Annotated in this window: 16 protein-coding genes; 13 read left to right on the top strand and 3 right to left on the bottom strand. The window is 60.2% G+C overall.

Translation table 11 applies throughout. From position 1 onward, the window contains the following. Positions 1 to 15: 15 nt before the first annotated feature. Together mscK and selO are read left to right on the top strand one after the other, a co-directional pair. Positions 16 to 3,366, top strand: coding sequence for a mechanosensitive channel MscK (gene mscK / locus E3W21_RS11040; protein WP_134419717.1), 3,351 nt, complete (start codon positions 16 to 18; stop codon positions 3,364 to 3,366). A 48-nt stretch (positions 3,367 to 3,414) separates the two neighbouring features. Further along, positions 3,415 to 4,878, top strand: coding sequence for a protein adenylyltransferase SelO (gene selO / locus E3W21_RS11035; protein ID WP_134419715.1), 1,464 nt, complete (start codon positions 3,415 to 3,417; stop codon positions 4,876 to 4,878). 6 nt (positions 4,879 to 4,884) lie between these two features. Here the strand turns inward: selO and E3W21_RS11030 are convergent, their stop codons facing one another. Both E3W21_RS11030 and E3W21_RS11025 read right to left on the bottom strand, forming a co-directional pair. Then, positions 4,885 to 5,286 (bottom strand): type II toxin-antitoxin system HigA family antitoxin, encoded by a 402-nt coding sequence (locus tag E3W21_RS11030; RefSeq protein WP_134419713.1) that lies wholly within the window; start codon positions 5,284 to 5,286, stop codon positions 4,885 to 4,887. Continuing rightward, positions 5,283 to 5,579: a type II toxin-antitoxin system HigB family toxin gene (locus E3W21_RS11025; RefSeq protein ID WP_134419711.1), complete on the bottom strand. Its 297-nt coding sequence runs from the start codon at positions 5,577 to 5,579 to the stop codon at positions 5,283 to 5,285. The genes E3W21_RS11030 and E3W21_RS11025 overlap by 4 nt, the downstream gene beginning before the upstream one ends. Before the next feature lie 195 nt (positions 5,580 to 5,774). Between E3W21_RS11025 and trxC the strand changes: the two genes are divergently transcribed. After that, positions 5,775 to 6,209, top strand: a complete 435-nt coding sequence (trxC, locus tag E3W21_RS11020; protein ID WP_134419709.1) for a thioredoxin TrxC — start codon at positions 5,775 to 5,777, stop codon at positions 6,207 to 6,209. Between the two features lie 34 nt (positions 6,210 to 6,243). Here the strand turns inward: trxC and E3W21_RS11015 are convergent, their stop codons facing one another. Next, complete coding sequence (locus E3W21_RS11015; protein ID WP_134419707.1) at positions 6,244 to 7,014, bottom strand: ParA family protein; 771 nt, start codon at positions 7,012 to 7,014, stop codon at positions 6,244 to 6,246. 354 nt (positions 7,015 to 7,368) lie between these two features. Here E3W21_RS11015 and E3W21_RS11010 point away from each other — a divergent pair, with 354 nt between their 5' ends. The 10 genes from E3W21_RS11010 to E3W21_RS10965 all read left to right on the top strand — a co-directional run bounded on the left by E3W21_RS11010 (position 7,369) and on the right by E3W21_RS10965 (position 15,373). After that, positions 7,369 to 8,094, top strand: a complete 726-nt coding sequence (locus E3W21_RS11010; RefSeq protein ID WP_129439116.1) for a beta-ketoacyl synthase chain length factor — start codon at positions 7,369 to 7,371, stop codon at positions 8,092 to 8,094. Continuing rightward, complete coding sequence (locus tag E3W21_RS11005) at positions 8,070 to 8,882, top strand: 1-acyl-sn-glycerol-3-phosphate acyltransferase (RefSeq protein WP_134419705.1); 813 nt, start codon at positions 8,070 to 8,072, stop codon at positions 8,880 to 8,882. Before E3W21_RS11010 ends, E3W21_RS11005 begins: the two co-directional genes overlap by 25 nt. Continuing rightward, on the top strand, positions 8,860 to 9,135 hold the full coding sequence (locus E3W21_RS11000; RefSeq protein WP_129439118.1) for a phosphopantetheine-binding protein: 276 nt from the start codon (positions 8,860 to 8,862) through the stop codon (positions 9,133 to 9,135). Before E3W21_RS11005 ends, E3W21_RS11000 begins: the two co-directional genes overlap by 23 nt. Positions 9,136 to 9,144: 9 nt before the next feature. After that, the gene (locus tag E3W21_RS10995) at positions 9,145 to 9,399 is read left to right on the top strand and encodes an acyl carrier protein (protein ID WP_007992314.1); all 255 of its coding nucleotides are present in this window, start codon (positions 9,145 to 9,147) and stop codon (positions 9,397 to 9,399) included. Continuing rightward, the gene (locus tag E3W21_RS10990; protein WP_008149624.1) at positions 9,396 to 9,941 is read left to right on the top strand and encodes a membrane protein; all 546 of its coding nucleotides are present in this window, start codon (positions 9,396 to 9,398) and stop codon (positions 9,939 to 9,941) included. The genes E3W21_RS10995 and E3W21_RS10990 overlap by 4 nt, the downstream gene beginning before the upstream one ends. After that, a complete protein-coding gene (locus tag E3W21_RS10985; protein WP_134419703.1) occupies positions 9,938 to 11,620 on the top strand; it encodes an acyl-CoA synthetase family protein in 1,683 nt (560 codons plus the stop codon). The genes E3W21_RS10990 and E3W21_RS10985 overlap by 4 nt, the downstream gene beginning before the upstream one ends. A gap of 131 nt (positions 11,621 to 11,751) precedes the next feature. Next, positions 11,752 to 12,486 carry a glycosyltransferase family 2 protein gene (locus tag E3W21_RS10980; RefSeq protein WP_134419701.1) on the top strand — a complete coding sequence of 245 codons (735 nt, stop codon included), beginning with the start codon at positions 11,752 to 11,754 and terminating at the stop codon, positions 12,484 to 12,486. Then, complete coding sequence (locus E3W21_RS10975; RefSeq protein WP_134419699.1) at positions 12,483 to 13,430, top strand: glycosyl transferase; 948 nt, start codon at positions 12,483 to 12,485, stop codon at positions 13,428 to 13,430. The genes E3W21_RS10980 and E3W21_RS10975 overlap by 4 nt, the downstream gene beginning before the upstream one ends. Then, positions 13,411 to 14,955 carry a histidine ammonia-lyase gene (gene hutH, locus E3W21_RS10970; protein ID WP_134419697.1) on the top strand — a complete coding sequence of 515 codons (1,545 nt, stop codon included), beginning with the start codon at positions 13,411 to 13,413 and terminating at the stop codon, positions 14,953 to 14,955. Before E3W21_RS10975 ends, hutH begins: the two co-directional genes overlap by 20 nt. Further along, positions 14,948 to 15,373, top strand: a complete 426-nt coding sequence (locus tag E3W21_RS10965; RefSeq protein WP_033055401.1) for a thioesterase family protein — start codon at positions 14,948 to 14,950, stop codon at positions 15,371 to 15,373. Before hutH ends, E3W21_RS10965 begins: the two co-directional genes overlap by 8 nt. Positions 15,374 to 15,517: the final 144 nt, after the last annotated feature.

Genomic DNA, 15,517 nt, shown 5'->3' with positions numbered 1-15,517 from the left:
TTTCGATCGGTCTCTATGTCAACCCTGCGCACCTTTTTCATCATGGCCCTGCTGGGCTTGAGTCTTTCTGTCGGTACATTGCAAGCGGCCGAACCGCCGTCCAGCGAAGCCGTGCAGGCGAACCTGGACAAGATCGCCGACCGCAAACTGCCGGAAGCCGATCAGAAAGCCCTGCAGAGCATCCTGCAAAGCACGCTGACACAGCTCAACAACCAGCGTGATTACGAGCAGAAACTGGCCGATCTCAAGCAGCAACTGGCCAGCGCCCCGAAGCAGAACATCGAGAACCAGCGGGAACTGACCAAGCTCAAAGCCTCCAAAGTGCTGCCAGTACCGCAGCGCTATGCCAAAGAGCCTATTCAGCAACTGGAGCAAATGCTCACCGAGCGCTCCACCCAGCAAAGCGATCTGCAGAAAGCCTTGGCTGACGCCAACAGTCTGGTGATTACTGCCCAGACCCGCCCCGAGCGCGCACAGGCCGAAATTTCCACCAGCCAGACACGCATCCAGCAGATCAACAACATCCTCAAGGTCGGCAAGGACGCCGGCAAGACCTTGACCCCTGAGCAACGCGACCTGCTCAACGCCGAGCTCGCAGCACTGAATGCCCTGATCCCGTTGCGTCGCCAGGAACTGGCTGGCAACAATCAGCTGCAGGACTTGGGCAACAGCCAGCATGACTTGCTCTCGGAAAAATCCGATCGTCTGGATCAGGAAATCCAGGAGCTGCAAAACCTGATCAACCAGAAGCGCCTGGCCCAGTCCCAGGAGACGGTGACGCAGCAATCCATCGAAGCGCAGAAGTCCGGCGGCAGCAGCCTGCTGGCTACCGAAAGCGCGGCCAACCTGAAGCTTTCGGACTACCTGCTCAAAAGTACTGACCGCCTCAACGAAGTCACCCAGCAGAACCTGCAGACCAAGCAGCAACTGGACAACGTGACCCAAAGCGATTCGGCGCTGGACGAGCAGATCAACGTGCTCAAGGGCAGCCTGCTGCTCTCCAAGATTCTCTACAAACAGAAACAGGCCCTGCCACTCCTCAAGCTCGACCGCGACCTGGCCGACCAGATCGCCGACATTCGCCTCTATCAATTCGAAGTCAGCCAGCAACGGGAACTGCTCAGCAACCCGGCGACCTACGTCGACAACCTGCTGTCGACTCAGCCTCCCGAGCAAGTCACCCCGCAGCTGCGCAAGAGCCTGCTGGAACTGGCCACGACCCGCGCCGACCTGCTGGAGCGGCTGAACCGCGAACTCAGCGCGGTGCTCAACGAATCCATCACGTTGCAACTCAATCAGAAGCAACTGCTGAGCACCGCGCAAAGCCTGCGGGCGACCCTCGATGAGCAAATGTTCTGGATTCCCAGCAACAAGCCGCTGGACCTGGAATGGATGCGCGCCGTACCGGAGCGCCTGGAACGTCAGGTCACCACGCTGCCATGGGCTTCCAGCCTGAGCGAATTAAGTGACGGCCTGACCCAACGGCCGCTGCTGTTCCTGCCCTTGGCACTGTTGATCGGTGCCCTGCTGTGGCGGCGCAAAAGCCTGTATGCCCGACTGAGCAAGGTTCACCAGGACATCGGCCACTTCAAACGCGACAGCCAATGGCACACGCCGCAGGCAATCCTGATCAACATTCTGCTGGCGATGCCGGTCTCCCTGGGCCTGGCCTTGTGTGGCCTGGCCTTGCAAATCGACGCCCGCGGACAGAACGCGAACATGGGCGCGGCACTGTTGCAAATGGCCCAGGCCTGGCTAGTGTTCTACACCGCTTACCGGGTCCTCGCGCCGGGCGGCGTGGCCGAACTGCATTTCCGCTGGGAAAAACCTCAGGTCGAATTCCTGCAGGGCTGGGTCCGTCGACTCGGACTGGTGGTCATGGCGTTGGTCGCGGTGGTGGCAGTCGCCGAGCTGCAACCCGCGACCCTGGCCGATGACGTACTCGGCATGCCGGTGGTGCTGACCTGCTACGCGTTGATGGCCTGGCTGCTCAGCCGCCTGCTGATCAGCAGCCCGACTCACCAGAACGCTTCGCTGTTCCGCAAGGCCGTGGGGATCATGTTCACCGTCCTGCCTGTCGCGCTGTTCGTGGCGGTGTGCTTTGGCTACTACTACACCGCGCTGAAGCTCAGCGACCGGTTGATCAACACCCTTTACCTGCTGATGTTCTGGCTGGTGATCGAGGCCACCTTCGTGCGCGGCCTCAGCGTTGCGGCACGACGCTTGGCCTACCAACGCGCCCTGGCCAAACGCCAGGCCGCGAAAGAGGCCGGTGACGGTGAAGCGGTCATCGAAGAGCCAACCCTGGATATCGAGAAGGTCAACGAACAGTCCCTGCGCCTGATCCGCCTGGCACTGCTTGGTGGTTTCATCGCGGCGCTGTACTGGGTCTGGTCGGACCTGATCTCTGTGTTCTCGTACCTGGATAACGTCACCCTCTACGAATACACCAGCGGCACCGGCGCCAACATGAGCATGGTGCCGATCAGCATTGGCGACATGCTCGGCGCGCTGATCATCATCGGCATAACCTTCGCCCTCGCGCGCAACTTGCCGGGGTTGCTGGAAGTGTTGGTGCTGTCGAAGCTGAACCTGGCTCAGGGCAGTGCCTATGCCACCACCACCTTGCTGTCTTACGTGATCGCTGGCGTCGGTTTCGTCTCGACCCTGTCGACACTCGGCGTGAGTTGGGACAAGTTGCAATGGCTGGTGGCGGCGCTGTCGGTGGGGCTCGGCTTCGGGATGCAGGAAATCTTCGCGAACTTCATCTCCGGGATCATGATCCTGTTCGAACGTCCGGTGCGGATTGGCGACACCATCACCATCGGCAACCTGTCCGGCACCGTGAGCAAGATCCGCATCCGCGCCACGACCATCACCGACTTCGACCGCAAGGACATCATCGTCCCGAACAAGACGTTCATCACCGGGCAACTGATCAACTGGTCCCTGACCGACACCATCACCCGAGTGACCCTCAAGCTCGGTGTCGATTACGGCTCGGACCTGGACCTGGTCAAGGAGTTGCTGCTCAAGGCTGCCCGTGAAAACCCACGTGTGCTGAAGGATCCCGAGCCTCATGTGTACTTCCTGAACTTCGGCGAAAGCACCCTCGACCATGAGTTGCGCATGCATGTGCGCGACCTCGGCGACCGTAACCCGGTGCTTGATGAGGTCAACCGCTTCATCAACCGCGAGTTCAAGAAACATCACATCAACATCTCGTTCCGGCAGATGGAGGTTTACCTCAAGAACATCCAGGGTCAGGAATACAGGATGGTGCCCGTCGATCCGGAAGCCAAAACCATCGTGCCGCTGGTTGATGGCAAATCGCCGCAAGAGCCACCACCGGCCAAGCTCGACTAAGCGGCTTATCCCTAGCAGAATGCTCGGACATTCTGCTGGAGATGGCCCTTGAAAGCCCTCGACGAACTGACCTTCGATAATCGTTTCGCCCGCCTGGGCGATACGTTTTCTGCCCACGTGCTGCCCGAGCCGATCGACAACCCGCGCCTGGTGGTGGCCAGCCCCGCCGCCATGGCGCTGCTCGATCTCGACCCTACCGTGGCCGAAACCCCGGAGTTCGCCGAACTGTTCAGCGGCCATAAGCTCTGGGCTGACGCGATACCGAGGGCGATGGTCTACTCAGGTCATCAGTTCGGTTCCTACAACCCACAACTGGGCGATGGTCGCGGTCTGTTGCTGGGCGAGGTCTACAACGAGGCCGGCGAGCATTGGGACCTGCACCTCAAGGGTGCCGGCCAGACGCCCTTTTCGCGCATGGGTGATGGGAGGGCGGTCCTGCGGTCCTCGATCCGCGAATTTCTTGCCTCTGAAGCGCTGTATGCCCTGAACATCCCGACCACCCGCGCCCTATGCGTGATCGGCTCCGACACGCCGGTGTGGCGCGAGAAGCAGGAACGCGCGGCCATGGTCCTGCGCATGGCGCCGAGCCATGTGCGTTTCGGGCATTTCGAATATTTCTACTACACCAAACGTCCCGAGAAACAGAAAGAACTCGGCGACCACGTGCTGGCCATGCATTTCCCGGAATGCCTGGAACAGCCGGAACCGTACCTGGCGATGTTTCGCGAAATCGTCGAGCGCAATGCCGAGCTGATCGCCAAATGGCAGGCCTATGGTTTCTGCCACGGCGTGATGAACACCGACAACATGTCGATCCTCGGCATTACCTTCGATTACGGCCCGTTCGCCTTCCTCGACGACTTCGACGCCCACTTCATCTGCAACCACTCCGATGATCAGGGCCGTTACTCCTTCAGCAACCAGGTGCCGATCGGCCAGTGGAACCTCAGCGCCCTCGCTCAGGCCCTGACGCCGTTCATCAGCGTCGAAGCCCTGCGTGAAACGCTCGGCCTGTACTTCCCGCTTTACCAGGCCCATTACCTGGACCTGATGCGCCGCCGCCTCGGGTTCACCACGGCCGAAGACGATGACCAGAAACTGCTGGAGCACTTGCTGCAACTGATGCAGAACAGTGGCGTCGACTACAGCCTGTTCTTCCGCCGTTTGGGGGAAGAATCACCGGAACTGGCCGTCGCCCGCTTGCGCGATGACTTCGTCGACATCAAAGGCTTCGATGCCTGGGGCGAGCTCTACATCGCCCGGGTGACGCGTGAAGGCGAGGTGGATCAAGAACAACGCCGCAAACGGATGCACGCCGTCAATCCGCTGTACATCTTGCGTAACTACCTGGCACAGAAAGCCATCGATGCCGCGGAGAGCGGCGACTATTCAGAGGTTCGTCGGCTGCACGCGGTGCTGAGTAATCCGTTCGAGGAGCAGCCGGGGATGGAGAGTTATGCCGAGCGGCCGCCGGAGTGGGGCAAGCATCTGGAGATCAGTTGCTCTTCCTGAATCCGATCAGATAAAGGTCTCCACCGACACTCCGAAGCGCTCGGCCAACCAGCGGATCTGCCGCAGGTTGAGCTGACGCTTGCCGCTCAAGATCTCGGATACCACCGATTGGGTGCCGACGCCGGGCAGCTCGCTTTGACTCAATCCGTGTTCGCGCATCATGTAGCCGAGAACCTCTGCACCAGAGGCTTCGCGCATGGGGTGATGCTCACGATCCCACTCTGCAATCCAGTCACCGATGATGTCCACCAAGCTCATCAACGGGTGCGACTCATCATCCCCGGTCATCTCAAGCAATTCATCAAGTGCCTGCGCCAAAATGTCATAGTCGTCTTCGTTTTTCGGTTTTCGAAGCAATGGCGAGACGAACTCCCAATGCTCGGCAGCTTTTTTGATTAGAACACTCATGCCCTTCCCTCCTTCCATTTACCGCGGTCATATTCGCGGTGATCCAGCACATGCTTTATATAAAGCTTTTGAGACCGATACCTGACAAAAGCGATCAGCCGCAACTTGTTGCCACCGATGTCGAACACATGAAACTCGCCGACTTTGTCAGTCGCGGGGAAAATCGACTTCATCGCCGCGAAATCTCCCGGGTTACTCCCTTTGGCAAGTCGATACCATTGCTCCAGTGCATTGGCTGCCCGCGGCCACTTTTCCTTGGCCTCATGGATTGGTTTTTCGGTGAACACATGCATGCAACATCCTTATCGCATTCTGCTATGGGAGTTAATCACAGATCAAAAATATCGCAAGATGCGATAACTCTGAGCAGACCAACGGTGTCGCTCAGTACGACTCAGCCTAGTTTCATCGCCGGTCGCTGCACGATTGAAAATATGAGTAAACGTCTCCAAATAGAAGTGATCGGCTTCTTTAACAGGATCATCCGCATGACCGACCCACTCCTCATCCCCTGCCCCCACTGCAACGGCCTCAACCGCATCCCCGCCGAACGCCTCAACGACCATCCAAAATGCGGTCGCTGCAAAGCCGAAGTTCTGCTGAATAAACCCTTTGAGTTAAAGCAAAGCGATTACCCCAGCCAGATCAAAGGTGATCTGCCGTTGCTGGTGGACGTTTGGGCGGACTGGTGTGGACCGTGCAAGTCGTTTGCGCCAGTGTTCGAGCAGGCGGCGGTGCAATTGGCGGGTAAGTGTCGACTGGCCAAGCTGGACAGCGAGGCAAACCAGCAGTTGTCGGCGCAGTTGGGGATCCGTTCGATCCCGAGTCTGATTCTGTTCAAGAACGGCCGGGAAGTGGCGCGTCAGAGCGGCGCCTTCCCGTTACCGCAGTTGATGAGCTGGTTACGTAGCCAAGGGATTTAGAACTATCACAGTGGTTCGGTGTTGTTTGCAGGAATCAGGTGTTTTCGAGGAGGTTGTGCAGATCGACGAATTGCTGCGTCAGTTTATGCCGCGGATCGAGGTGAATCAGCGGCGTGTTGGCCTGGTGGGATTCGCGCATGCGCACCGAGCTGCCCAAATACACCGGTAATACCGGCAGGCCTTCGGCGATCAATTCATCGAGGATTTGCTGAGGCAGACTGGCGCGAGCCTGGAACTGGTTGACGACAATCCCTTCGACTTCCAGCCCTTCGTTGTGGTCGTCCTTCAATTCTTCGATTTCCGCCAACAGACCGTACAGCGCCTGACGCGAAAAGCTGTCGCAGTCGAAGGGAATCAGCACACGATCAGCAGCAATCAACGCAGATACCGCATAGAAATTCAGCGCTGGCGGGGTATCGAGGTAGATCCGATCGTAATCGCCGTCCAGTTCCTCGAGCAATTTGCGCAGCTTGTTGATCTTGTGTTTGGCCTCAAGCTTGGGCTGCAAGTCAGCCAGCTCGGCAGTGGCAGTGATAACGTGGAGGTTGTCGAACGGGGTTTCGTAGATATCGACCTGGTTTTTCTTGGAGAACGGTCCGGATGACAGGGTCTGTTTGAAAAAATCGGCGATCCCCATCGGAATGTCACCACCGGTGAGGCCCGTCAGGTACTGAGTAGAGTTGGCCTGGGCATCGAGATCCACCAACAGCGTGCGATAACCCTCGCTGGCACTGACCGCAGCCAGATTGCAGGCAATGCTGGATTTGCCTACGCCACCTTTCTGATTGAATACCACGCGCCGCATGTCAAAACCTCCGTGTATCAAAGAATGATCGAGTGTAGTAGTCCACCGCGCTGCTTAGCTACCTCGCCGGCATAGGGACTACACAGTCATCGGCAATCTCTCAATAAAAAAGCCGCTAACTCTGCCGTTGACCACTGACAGAGCCGACAGACATGCCCACCACGATGTGGATAATGGCCAAACGACAGCCATGCACGAACCAACCGGTACATTTCATTGAGCAAAATGTAACCATCATTTGCTACGCGCCCGCCGCAACGGGATAATGCGCGCCACTCGGCGCTAAGCGCTACGTCAGGTAGTTCGCGTTTTTTGCGACTCTCCGCGTCAAGGAAGCCCGCAAGGGCGGGATGAATGTCTGTGATCAATTTCAACATCGCCCAATGGCGCGCGTGGGCCCCTGGGCTCGAAAGCGTGGACGATTGGCAGGCCTGGAGCCGACAACCGGTCGTGCTTGCGAGCAGCGATGCCGCACCCGACGTCTCGTTTCTGCCGGCCATGCAGCGCCGGCGACTCAGTCGTCTCGCGCGGATGGCGTTCAGTGTCGGCTGGCCCTTGGCCGATGGCCGCCAGGACCTACCGTTGGTCTTTATTTCTCGCCACGGCGAAACCCCGCGCACCTTCGATATCCTCAGCGATCTGGCTGCCGATCAGCCGCTGTCGCCGACTCAATTCAGCCTGTCCGTGCACAACGCGATCATAGGCCTGTGGTCGATCATGCGCGGCGAAACCAGCGAAATGACTGCCCTCGCTGCAGCCGGCGATGGCCTTGAACACGGCATGCTAGAGGCCGCGGCTTTGCTTTCCGAGGGCGCTCCCGCGGTACTGCTGATCGTCACCGAAGAGCAACCGCCCGAGGCCTACTCGACCTGGATCGACGACGTGCCGTTCCCTTACGCGGTCGGCCTGCTGATCACCCCCGGAAACGACTGGCAGTTGTCCCTGAACAGCGCCTCGGATGAGTTGTCCAAAGCCCACTGGCCCCATGCCCTGAACCTATTGAGTACCCTGCTCGGCCAGCAGACAACCTGCCAACATGCCTGGAAAAATCGTGTATGGACCTGGCAACGCAACCTGTAACCGAAAAAAACCGCGACGCCTATTACTGGCGCCTGCTGGCTACCGCCGCAAGCTTCACCCTGTTCGGGTTGGGCGGGCTGTGCCTGCGGCTTGTGGTTTTCCCGCTACTGAACTGCCTGCCCGGCGATGCCCGGACACACCGGCGGCGAGCGCGGCACACCGTCGCCCGCCTGTTCTGGTTTTTTGTGCGGTTCATGGCCCGCACCGGTGTGCTGACTTACGACATCCAGGGCGCCGAAAAACTTGGTCGACCGGGGCAAATGATCATTGCCAATCACCCGTCGCTGATTGATGTGGTGTTCCTGATCGGCCTGGTGCGCCACGCCAACTGCGTGGTCAAGAAAAGCCTCTGGGAGAACCCTTTTACCCGCGGCCCGCTGCGCTGCATCGAATACATCAGCAACGACGGCAGTATGGACATGCTCGATGCCGCTGCCGACGCGCTGAAAAGCGGCCAGACCCTGATCATCTTTCCTGAAGGCACCCGCACTCGGCCCGGTCAGACGCCAGCCTTCCATCGGGGCGCTGCGGCAATCGCTCTGCGCGGTGCGAAAATCCTCACCCCGGTGATTATCAAGGTCAGCCCGACCACGTTGACCAAGGCCGAGCCCTGGTATCGGATCCCCAAACGCCGCGTGCACTTCAGTTTCCGTGTCGGGGCCGATATAGACCCACAAGCCTTCGCCTCGCAGGGCCCTGCTCCTCAGGCCTCGCGTAAGCTCAATGACTATTTGCATCATTACTACATTAAGGAGCTCGCCGAAGATGAGCGATCTGCACACTCTTAGTCTCAAGCAGGAAATCAAAGAACTGATCATCGACGCCCTGGGCCTTGAAGACATCAGCGCACAAGACATCGGCGACGACCAGACGCTGTTCGGCGAAGGCTTGGGCCTGGATTCGGTAGACGCTCTGGAACTCGGCCTGGCAATCCAGAAAAAGTACGGCATCAAAATCGACGCCGACGCCAAAGACACCCGCAATCACTTCAGCAACGTGGCGAGCCTTGCGGCGTTCGTCACTGCAAAACAGGCAGCTTGAGACCGGACCATGCAAACTCGTGACGACATCTTCAACACCCTGCGCGATGCTCTGGTCGAACTCTTCGAGCTGGACCCCGAGCGCGTGAGCCTCGAATCCAACCTGTATCAGGACCTGGAAATCGACAGCATTGACGCGGTCGACCTGATCGATCACATCAAACGCCAGACCGGTAAGAAAATCGCTGCCGAAGAGTTCAAATCGGTGCGTACCGTCAGCGACGTGGTCGAGGCGGTCTACCGTCTGGTTCAGCCGGCCGCATGAGCCGACTGATCGGCCTCGGCCTGCTGCTGGCGGGCCTGCTGTACCCCTTCGCGGTGTATTTCGGCATGGAACATTTCGCGCCGTGGCAGTTTGGTCTGCTGCTGGGCAGCCTGTGGCTGGCCCGGGCACTGCTCGGTACGCGCAAGCCCGGCAGTTTGTGGATGGCAGTCACCGCGATTGCTTTTTGCCTGTTGCTGGCGTTGTTCGACAGCCCGCTGCTGCTGCGCTGGTACCCGGTGCTGATCAGCGCGTTCATGCTCGGGCTGTTCGGCCTGAGCTTGATCGTTGGCCCGCCAATCATCGAACGCCTGGCGCGTTTGCGCGAACCGCAACTGCCGGCCAAGGCGATTGTTTATACCCGCCAGGTGACGATTGTCTGGTGCGTGTTTTTCTTCTGTAACGGTTTGCTCGCCGCCGCCCTGACCCTCTGGGCGCCGCTGAGTTGGTGGATGTTGTACACCGGCCTGATTTCCTACGGATTGATGGGCCTGCTATTTGCCATTGAATGGCTTATACGACAACGGGTACGAGGCCACCCATGAATTGGATAAAACTTGAGCAATTGTTGCTCAAGGCTCAACCGGAACGTGCCGTGACGGCCGAACCGGCACTGAATCACGCACAGCTTTGCGAACAGGCTTTAAGCCTCGCCGCGGGCCTGCAAGCCCAGGGTGCACGGCGTATTGCCGTGCACCTTGAGGACGCCGCTGACCTGGCGATTGCCCTGCTGGGTGCCTGGCGTGCCGGGGTCAGCGTGCTGCTGCCCGCAGACCTGCAAGCCCAGACTCGCCAGCGCTGGTCGACCGAAGTCGATCTGTGGCTGACCGATCAGGCCGATGACGCACACCTGAGCGATTACCGGCATCCGCCGTTGATGGCGGCCGCACTGGATCTGGATCGCTGTTCGCTGAGCCTGTGCACGTCCGGCTCCAGTGGCGAGCCCAAGCGCATCGACAAAACCCTGCGCCAACTGGCCAATGAAGTCGAAGCGCTGGAACTGCTCTGGGGCGCCGATCTTGGTACGGCTTGCATCATCGGCAGCGTCGCCACTCAGCATATTTACGGATTGTTGTTTCGAGTGCTGTGGCCGCTGTGCGCCGGGCGCTCGTTTGTGCGCAAGCAGCTGGCATTCCCTGAAGATCTGCAGCGCGCCAGCCGCGAACACCCGGCGTTCGCCTGGGTCGCCAGCCCGGCGCTGCTCAAGCGCATGGGCGACAACCTCGACTGGCCCGCATTAAGTGCGGTTCGCCGGGTGTTTTCCTCCGGTGGCGCCTTGCCGGCCGAGGCCGCACAAAGCCTGCATCAACGCCTACAGCAGTGGCCTACGGAAATCCTCGGCAGCTCGGAAACCGGCGGCATCGCCTGGCGTCAGGGCCACGCGCTCTGGCAGCCCTTTGCTGACATCGAGTTGAGCCAGGACAGCGACGGCGCCCTGCTCATTGCTTCGCCGTACTTGCCTCCCGGGCATATCGAACACACCGCGGATGCCGCGCGAATCGCTGCCGACGGCCGATTCGAACTGCTCGGACGGCTGGACCGGATCGTCAAACTGGAAGAAAAACGTATCTCACTACCGATGCTGGAACAGGCCCTGATGGCCCACGACTGGGTCGCCGAAGCGCGTCTTGGCGTGGTTCAGGAAAACCGCGCTTCATTGGGTGCGCTGCTGGTGCTGACCGAGTCAGGCCTGCATGCGTTGCGCAATCAGGGTCGACGCACCCTCACGCAAGAATTGCGTCAGCATTTGAGCCAGCATTGCGAAGCCCTGGCGTTGCCACGACGCTGGCGCCTGCTGCGGCAACTACCGCTGAACGCACAGGGCAAACTGCCCCAGGCCATCGTTGAAGCCCTGCTGCTGGCGCCGCGTCCGAAGGCGCCGGAAGTGCTGGATCAGGTCGAAGTCGATGGCGAGTGGAGCCTGCAACTGGCGGTACCACCCGACCTCGCCTACTTCAGCGGCCACTTCCCCCAAACGCCGGTATTGCCCGGCGTGGTGCAAGTGGAGTGGGCGTTAATGCTGGGCCAGCAATTGATGGACCTGCCGGAAAAATTCGCTGGCATGGAAGTGCTGAAATTCCAGCAACTGGTGCGCCCCGGCGATGAAGTCCAGCTGCACCTGCGCTTCGATCCGACGCGCAGCAAGTTGTATTTCGCCTATCGCAACGAGACCGCGACCTGCTCCAGTGGGCGGATCTTGCTGGAGGCCTCAAGCGATGCATAACTTTGGTGAGTGCTGCGCACTCAATCGCGAGCAAGCTCGCTCCCACAGGGGATTCGTGGTTAACAGAGATCCAATGTGGGAGCGAGCTTGCTCGCGATGCAGGCACCTCGGTCCTTCAGGTGAACACCAACATGCATAACCCCTGCGCAATCATCCCGGTCTACAACCACGAAACCGCCATCACCACGGTGGTTGATGCGCTGCTCGCCAGCAGCCTGCCATGCATTCTCGTGGACGACGCCAGTAGCCCGGCCTGTGCAAAGGTCCTCGATCAACTGGCCCAGCGCGACAAGGTGTTCCTGATCCGGCTCGGCGCCAACCAGGGCAAGGGTGGCGCGGTCATGACCGGTTTTCGCGAAGCCTCGCGCCTGGGCTTCAGCCATGCCTTGCAGGTGGACGCCGACGGTCAGCATGATCTGCAAGACGTCCGGACCTTCATCGAACTGTCACGCGCCCATCCCGAGGCGGTGATCTGCGGCTATCCGCGATACGACGCCAGCGTGCCGAAAGGTCGCTTGTACGCCCGTTACCTGACTCACGTCATGGTCTGGATCAACACCCTGTCGTTGCAGATTCGCGATTCCATGTGCGGCTTCCGTGTCTATCCGTTGCCACCGACCCTGGCGCTGATCGATTCGGCGAAGATCGGCAAGCGCATGGACTTCGACTCGGACATTCTCGTGCGGCTGGCCTGGCGCAATCTCCCCATGCAATGGCTGCAAACCAAAGTCCACTACCCGCTGGATGGCGTCTCGCATTTTCGCCTGTTCCACGACAACGTGCTGATTACGAGCATGCACACCCGGTTGTTCTTCGGCATGTTGCTGCGTGCTCCGGTCATCCTCTGGCGACGGTGGCGGGCATGAGCACTGAGACGGACAAAAAACACTGGGCCGACCGCGAAGAGCGCGGCAGCTTCTGGCTGATGAAATTCACCGCACTCTGCGCCAAAGTGCTGGGCCGGCGGCTGCTGAGCCCGCTGCTGTACGGCATCGTTCTGTACTTTTTCCTGTTCGGGCGCAGCGCCCGTCACAGCGCCTGGCAATACCAGCAACGGCTCGCCGACTGGAATGGTCGCAACGAATTGCGCCCGACCCATTGGCGAGTGTTCGGCCAGTTCATGGCCTTCGCCGACTCCATGCTCGACAAGCTCGACGTATGGAACGGCAAGCTGAGCATCGAGCAGATTGAAATCATCGACCCGGCATTGCTGCGCAATCAACTGCGCGGCACCCGCGGGCAGATGCTGGTAGGTGCGCATTTGGGCAATCTCGAGGTCTGCCGTGCGCTGGCCGAGATCGGCGAAAAAGTCACGATGAACGTGCTGGTACACACCAAGCACGCCGAACAATTCAACCGCTTGCTCGGCGAAGCCGGCGCGACCAATCTGCGGCTGATTCAGGTCAGCGAGCTGGACCCGCTGATCATGCTGCAACTCCATGAGCGCCTTGAACGCGGCGAATGGCTGGCGATTGCCGGCGACCGCGTGCCGCTGCATGGCGGGCGCAGCGTGACGGTGGACTTCCTCGGCCATCAAGCCGCGTTCCCTCAGGGGCCATGGTTGCTGGCCGGTCTGCTGAAATGCCCGATCAACCTGATGCTGTGCCTGAAGAAGCCGACGGGCGACTATCGACTGACCCTCGAACCGTTCGCCGAGGCCGTGGTGTGGAAGCGCAGCGACCGCGAGCAGGTCATTCATCAGTGGGCCTCCCGCTATGCCGAACGCTTGGGTCACTATTGCCTTGAAGCGCCCCAACAATGGTTCAACTTTTACCCTTTCTGGAAGACCGATGACGACGCCAACGCTTGAGCCGGTAACCTTCGGCGAACTCCCTTTGCGCATCGAAGACGTGCTGGCCCTGGCCAACCGTCAGGTGCCGACGCAGTTGCAAGGCGACCCTGCGTACCGCGAGCGTATCGCCAAGGGTGCGCGATTCCTGGACTCCCTGCTGGGCAAGGAAGGCGTGATCTACGGCGTGACCACCGGTTACGGCGATTCTTGCGTGGTCGCGGTGCCGCTGCATCACGTCGAGGCGTTGCCCCGTCATTTGTATACGTTCCACGGCTGCGGTCTGGGCAAACTGCTTGATGCACAAGCCACTCGCGCGGTACTGGCGGCGCGTTTGCAGTCGCTGTGCCACGGCGTGTCCGGGGTGCGCGTGGAACTGCTGGAACGCCTGCAAGCCTTCCTCGAACACGACATTCTGCCGCTGATCCCGGAAGAAGGTTCGGTGGGTGCCAGCGGTGATCTGACGCCGTTGTCTTACGTCGCCGCGACCTTGTCCGGCGAGCGTGAAGTGATGTTCCGTGGCGAACGCTGGCAAGCTGCCGACGTACACCGCGAACTGGGTTGGGAACCGCTGGTACTGCGCCCGAAAGAAGCGCTGGCGCTGATGAACGGCACCGCCGTCATGACTGGCCTCGCCTGCCTGGCCTACGCCCGCGCCGATTACCTGCTGCAACTGGCCACGCGCATCACCGCGTTGAACGTGGTCGCCCTGCAAGGCAACCCCGAGCACTTCGACGAGCGCCTGTTCGCCACCAAACCGCATCCGGGGCAGATGCAAGTCGCCGCGTGGTTGCGCAAGGATCTGGCGATCGACGCGCCGACCGCGCCGCTGCATCGCCTGCAAGACCGTTATTCCCTGCGTTGTGCACCCCACGTCCTCGGCGTATTGGCCGACAGCCTGAACTGGCTGCGCTCGTTCATCGAGATCGAGCTCAACAGTGCCAACGACAACCCGATTATCGACGCCGAAGCCGAGCGCGTGCTGCACGGCGGGCACTTCTACGGCGGCCACATTGCGTTCGCCATGGACAGCCTGAAAAACCTGGTAGCCAACGTCGCCGATCTGCTCGATCGTCAACTCGCCCTGCTGGTGGACGAGCGTTACAACCATGGCCTGCCAAGCAACCTGTCCGGCGCCACCGCTGACCGGGCGATGCTCAATCACGGCTTCAAAGCCGTGCAGATCGGTACCAGTGCCTGGACCGCCGAAGCGCTGAAAAACACCATGCCGGCCAGCGTCTTCTCGCGCTCCACCGAGTGCCACAACCAGGACAAAGTGAGCATGGGCACCATCGCCGCCCGCGATGCGATCCGTGTGCTGGAACTGACCGAACAGGTCGCCGCTGCCACCCTGCTGGCCGCCAACCAAGGCGTCTGGCTGCGCAGCAAGGCCGAGGATGCACGTCCATTGCCGCCGGCCCTGGCCGCCATGCACGAGGAGTTGACCAAGGACTTCCCGCCGGTCATCGAAGACCGCGCGCTGGAAGGCGAACTGCGCCTGTGCCTGAAGCGTATTGCCGAGCAACACTGGAGGCTGCATGCGTAGCAAGGGAGTGCTTCATACCGATACGGAAATCCTCGTGCCGTTCTTTGATGTCGACACCATGAACGTTGTCTGGCACGGCCATTACATCAAATACCTGGAAGTCGCCCGCTGCGCGCTGCTGGACAAGATCGGCCACAACTACACGGCCATGGTCGAGTCGGGTTACGCGTGGCCAGTGATCGATCTGCAATTGCGTTATGTGCGCGGCGCCGTGTTCGGCCAAAAGCTGAACGTGCGCGCCAATCTGGTGGAATGGGAGAACCGTCTGAAGATCAGCTACCTGATCAGCGATCTGGAAACCGGCGAACGCTTGACCCGCGCCAGTTCCGTGCAGGTCGCCGTCGACATGAGCAGCCGCGAAATGCAGTTGGCCTCACCCAAGGTTTTCACCGACGCTGTTGAAAGGATGCTCGCATGAACCTGCTGAAAACCGTCTGTAGCAGCTGGCGAAGCCTGCGTTCGATTGCGCAGCAGTCGCCCTGCGTTTCTCCTGATGCACCACAAGCGCAGGTTTTACGACGGCTTCGCCGCCGAACGCAGCCTCGCGGGCTCGGCAGCTGCT

Source organism: Pseudomonas sp. F01002 (assembly GCF_004402115.1).
GTDB classification, from domain to species: Bacteria; Pseudomonadota; Gammaproteobacteria; order Pseudomonadales; family Pseudomonadaceae; genus Aquipseudomonas; species Aquipseudomonas frigoris.
This window is presented reverse-complemented; position numbering and strand designations above follow the sequence as displayed.

Excerpts from the sequence above, each read along its gene's own strand:
- mscK (WP_134419717.1), top strand. The coding sequence starts at position 16 with ATGTCAACCCTGCGCACCTTTTTCATCATGGCCCTGCTGGGCTTGAGT.
- hutH (WP_134419697.1), top strand. The coding sequence starts at position 13,411 with ATGACGACGCCAACGCTTGAGCCGGTAACCTTCGGCGAACTCCCTTTG.
- E3W21_RS10975 (WP_134419699.1), top strand. The coding sequence starts at position 12,483 with ATGAGCACTGAGACGGACAAAAAACACTGGGCCGACCGCGAAGAGCGC.
- E3W21_RS11025 (WP_134419711.1), bottom strand. The coding sequence starts at position 5,579 with ATGCATGTGTTCACCGAAAAACCAATCCATGAGGCCAAGGAAAAGTGG.
- trxC (WP_134419709.1), top strand. The coding sequence starts at position 5,775 with ATGACCGACCCACTCCTCATCCCCTGCCCCCACTGCAACGGCCTCAAC.
- E3W21_RS10980 (WP_134419701.1), top strand. The coding sequence starts at position 11,752 with ATGCATAACCCCTGCGCAATCATCCCGGTCTACAACCACGAAACCGCC.
- E3W21_RS11005 (WP_134419705.1), top strand. The coding sequence starts at position 8,070 with ATGGACCTGGCAACGCAACCTGTAACCGAAAAAAACCGCGACGCCTAT.
- E3W21_RS10985 (WP_134419703.1), top strand. The coding sequence starts at position 9,938 with ATGAATTGGATAAAACTTGAGCAATTGTTGCTCAAGGCTCAACCGGAA.
- E3W21_RS11030 (WP_134419713.1), bottom strand. The coding sequence starts at position 5,286 with ATGAGTGTTCTAATCAAAAAAGCTGCCGAGCATTGGGAGTTCGTCTCG.
- E3W21_RS10995 (WP_007992314.1), top strand. The coding sequence starts at position 9,145 with ATGCAAACTCGTGACGACATCTTCAACACCCTGCGCGATGCTCTGGTC.
- E3W21_RS11015 (WP_134419707.1), bottom strand. The coding sequence starts at position 7,014 with ATGCGGCGCGTGGTATTCAATCAGAAAGGTGGCGTAGGCAAATCCAGC.
- E3W21_RS11000 (WP_129439118.1), top strand. The coding sequence starts at position 8,860 with ATGAGCGATCTGCACACTCTTAGTCTCAAGCAGGAAATCAAAGAACTG.
- E3W21_RS10990 (WP_008149624.1), top strand. The coding sequence starts at position 9,396 with ATGAGCCGACTGATCGGCCTCGGCCTGCTGCTGGCGGGCCTGCTGTAC.
- E3W21_RS10965 (WP_033055401.1), top strand. The coding sequence starts at position 14,948 with ATGCGTAGCAAGGGAGTGCTTCATACCGATACGGAAATCCTCGTGCCG.
- E3W21_RS11010 (WP_129439116.1), top strand. The coding sequence starts at position 7,369 with ATGTCTGTGATCAATTTCAACATCGCCCAATGGCGCGCGTGGGCCCCT.